General features: G+C 61.5%; 3 protein-coding genes and 1 pseudogene. 1 reads left to right on the forward strand and 3 read right to left on the reverse strand.

Annotated features, from left to right (window positions below; translation table 11 throughout):
• From WAW39_RS09430 to WAW39_RS09440, 3 genes and pseudogenes are all read right to left on the reverse strand, one after another.
• A pseudogene (locus WAW39_RS09430) lies at window positions 1-376 on the reverse strand (hypothetical protein); the annotation flags it as partial.
• A gap of 106 nt (window positions 377-482) precedes the next feature.
• Window positions 483-1,295, reverse strand: a complete 813-nt coding sequence (menB, locus tag WAW39_RS09435) for a 1,4-dihydroxy-2-naphthoyl-CoA synthase (RefSeq protein WP_422318109.1) — start codon at window positions 1,293-1,295, stop codon at window positions 483-485.
• A 73-nt stretch (window positions 1,296-1,368) separates the two neighbouring features.
• Window positions 1,369-2,283 carry a PfkB family carbohydrate kinase gene (locus tag WAW39_RS09440; protein ID WP_422318111.1) on the reverse strand — a complete coding sequence of 305 codons (915 nt, stop codon included), beginning with the start codon at window positions 2,281-2,283 and terminating at the stop codon, window positions 1,369-1,371.
• A gap of 164 nt (window positions 2,284-2,447) precedes the next feature.
• Here WAW39_RS09440 and WAW39_RS09445 point away from each other — a divergent pair.
• Window positions 2,448-3,386: hypothetical protein (locus WAW39_RS09445; RefSeq protein ID WP_422318113.1), on the forward strand; the 939-nt coding region annotated here is incomplete at its 3' end.

The raw sequence follows: 3,386 nt of genomic DNA on the forward strand, positions 1-3,386 counted from the left end.
CTCCCGGAGCGGCGCTGCGGTAGAAGGTGCCCACCATCGGGGAGTTGATGGTCGGTCCCATGGCTTCGGAAGCGGCGGCTGGAGCCGGTGAGCTGGAGGCGGCAGCGGCTGGAGCGGGAGCAGCAGCTGGTGCCGGGGCGGAGGCATAGGAGACGTGTGAACCGGAGGAAACAGGCATGCTCTGGAGCAGTTCTTTGACGGCCTCCAGATCAGAACCACGGCGGAGTTCAAGTTTGGCGCCTTTTTGCTCGCTGTGGAAATAGGTCAGGTTGTTCTCAGCCATGAGTCCGACGATTTCGCGGATCTGTTTGAGGTCGTAGGCTGAGGACGAAGGGGCGGCGGGGGCTGCTGGTTTGGTAGTGGTACGTTTGGCCATGTCGGGGAGAGTGTGTCAACGAACGGAAGGCGATCATACAAACTCCACCAGATGTGGCAACCACAAAGGCAGCCTTGACTTTTAAGTTCGAATCTTTCCCTAACTTTCAAGGAACACGCGGAAATTTGGAAAAATCAGGCTTCCGCTTCTCCACATAGGCGTTTTTGCCCTCTTTCGCTTCTTCGCTCATGTAGTAGAGCAGCGTGGCGTTTCCGGCGAGGTCCAGCAAGCCCATCTGGCCGTCGCAGTCCGCATTCAGGGCGGATTTGAGGCAGCGCAGGGCCAGCGGTGAGTGCTGGAGCATCTCACGGCACCATTTGAGCGTCTCTTCTTCCAGCTGGTCCAGCGGGACGACCGTGTTCACCAGTCCCATTTCCAGGGCCTGTTTGGCGTCGTACTGGCGGCAGAGATACCAGATTTCACGCGCCTTCTTCTGGCCGACAATGCGGGCGAGGTAGCTGGAGCCGAGGCCGCCGTCAAAGCTGCCGACTTTCGGGCCTGTCTGGCCAAAACGCGCATTGTCTGCGGCGATGGTCAGGTCACAAACGATGTGGAGCACATGGCCGCCCCCGATGGCGTAACCGGCCACCATGGCCACCACGGGCTTGGGCAGGGTGCGGATTTTCCGCTGCACATCGAGAATGTTCAGCCGCGGCACGCCGTCGTCGCCGATGTAGCCGGCATCCCCACGCACCTTTTGGTCGCCACCGGAGCAGAAGGCCAGGGGGCCTTCGCCGCAAAGGATGATCACGCCCACGCTCCGGTCCTCATGCACGATTTCGAACGCTTCCAGCATCTCCTTCACTGTCAGCGGCCGGAAGGCATTGCGCACCTTCGGACGGTTGATGGTGATCTTGGCGATGCCATCACTGGTTTTCTCCAGCTTGATGTCTTTGAAAGTTTTGATCGAAGTCCACATGGGGAAGGGAGGGGGAGTTGACGGTGGTTTACGGTTGTTGACGATGGTTGGGCAAACAATCGTCAACTCAGCCTCAGGCGAAGCTCGTGAAGGTGCGCAGTTCGGCAATGCGTGAGGCGATGTCAGCCTTCGTGACCGTCTGCAGCTTGTGCGTACTGAAGGCTTCGCAGGTGTAGCTGGCGGTGACGCTGCCGTGGACGACGGCGGTCTTCAGGTCTTCGAAGGTCGGCTTGGTCTTGCCGTTGGCGGCGAGCCAGCCGGACAAACCACCGAGGAAGGAGTCACCGGCGCCGGTCGGGTCAAAAACGCTGTGGAGGGGGTAGGCGGAGCAGGCGAAGAATTCCTCCGGCTTCTCTCCAAAGAGGAAGCTGCCGTGCTCGCCGCGCTTGACGATGACGAAGCGCGGGCCCTTGGCCTGCAGCTTGCGCCCCGCTTCCACGAGGTTGGTGGTGCCGGCGAATTCCTTGGCCTCGCCGTCATTGATGACGAGGAGGTCGATGCGCTTGAGCACTTCATGCAGGCGCTCATTGGCGATGCTGATCCACAGGTCCATTGTGTCGGCGGTGACGAAGTCGGCCTGAATCTGGTCCAGCATCTGCATCTGGTTGTCAGGGCTCATGTTTGCGGCCACGGCCACCTTGGCGGCTTTGGCGGCGGCGGGCAGATTGGGCTGCCACTGCTCCAGCACGTTGAGGCCCACCTTGTGCGTGGTGCGGCTGTTCATGTCCTCGTGGTATTCGCCGGTCCAGGTGAAGGATTCACCGTCGCTGCGCTCCAGGCCTTCCAGCGTGATGCCGTGGGAGGCCAGCATGTCGAGATGCGGTTTGGGGAAATCATGACCAATCACACCCACCAGATGGATCGGCTGGCAGAAGATGCTGGCGGCCAGGGCCGCGTAGCTGGCGGAACCTCCGAGCAGGTTTTCCTGCGAATCCTGCGGGGTTTTGACATTGTCGAGGGCGACGGTTCCGGCGATGACGACTGACATGAGCGTGTATTTGGTTAGATAAGGTGTAATAGTTAGTCCTTGCCTCGCAGGCGGCGGACTTTAACGGTACAGCAGCCAGCGGGGACGCGGATTATCGGTTCCACCTCCGTTGTGTCAATTGCCACTCCGCACACTCTTTCATGCGTCTCAGTCTTTGCTTTTTCATGCTCATCCTCCTTCCCGTGGCGACGGGGGTGCATGCATGGCTGTTTTGCCGTGACAATCTCCCCCCGCTCACCCAGGAGGCCGTGGCGCGCCTGAAGGCCGCCGGGGTGCGGGATCCCGTTGTGGACGTGCGCTTTTTCGACATTGCTGTCAGCGGCGAGGCACCGGACCCGACCGCCCGTGAGCAGGCGCTGGTGGCCATCCGCAGACTCGTGCCGCTGCGTTTGAAGCCCGGTGCGGAGAATATTCACGTGAAGGCCAGTCTCAGCGCCAGATTGGACCAGGGCACCCTCCGCCTCAGCGGCTGGTTTCCTGAAGGGGACGAAACGGGCAATGTGCGCCGCCTCCTTGCCGATCTGCGCCCCGATCTTGTCATCAATGCCGATGATCTGCACACCTCCCCCGAAGTGAACTGGCCGGAGGGCCTGCGGCCGCCGTTCACGGCCAGCAGCCCGCTGCTCAAGCCGATCATCGACACCCTGCGTGTGCCTGCGGAGCTGCACATCAGAGCCAAAGGCGATGCCATCGTGCTCAGCGGACTGCTGCCAGACACCGCATTGAAGGAGGAACTGGTGGCTGCGCTCGCGGAAGTGGCGGGCGCGCGGGTGGTGGACCCCACCGCACTCCAGGCCAGCCCGCATGTGCTGCCCGCCGCCTTTGCCAAACCGCAACTGCTCACGGCCTTTGTGAACAGTTTTTTCTCCCTGCCTCCGCCGCGCACCTTCGACATCAAGAGCGATGGCATCCCGCATTTGACCGGGATGGCCACGCGGCAGCTTGAGAGTGTGTGGCTGGCGTTGCTGCGGCCGGTCACCGGCGCTGCCAAAGTGGATGCACAGTTCACGCTGGTGCCCTCCCTGTATCATTTTCCCGGGTATCAGATTCAGTCCAAGCTGCCGCCAGACACCCTTGACTCACTGCGCGAGGTCTTGCGGGAC

The sequence above is a fragment of the Prosthecobacter sp. genome (genome assembly GCF_049294395.1).
Classification (GTDB): domain Bacteria; phylum Verrucomicrobiota; class Verrucomicrobiia; order Verrucomicrobiales; family Verrucomicrobiaceae; genus Prosthecobacter.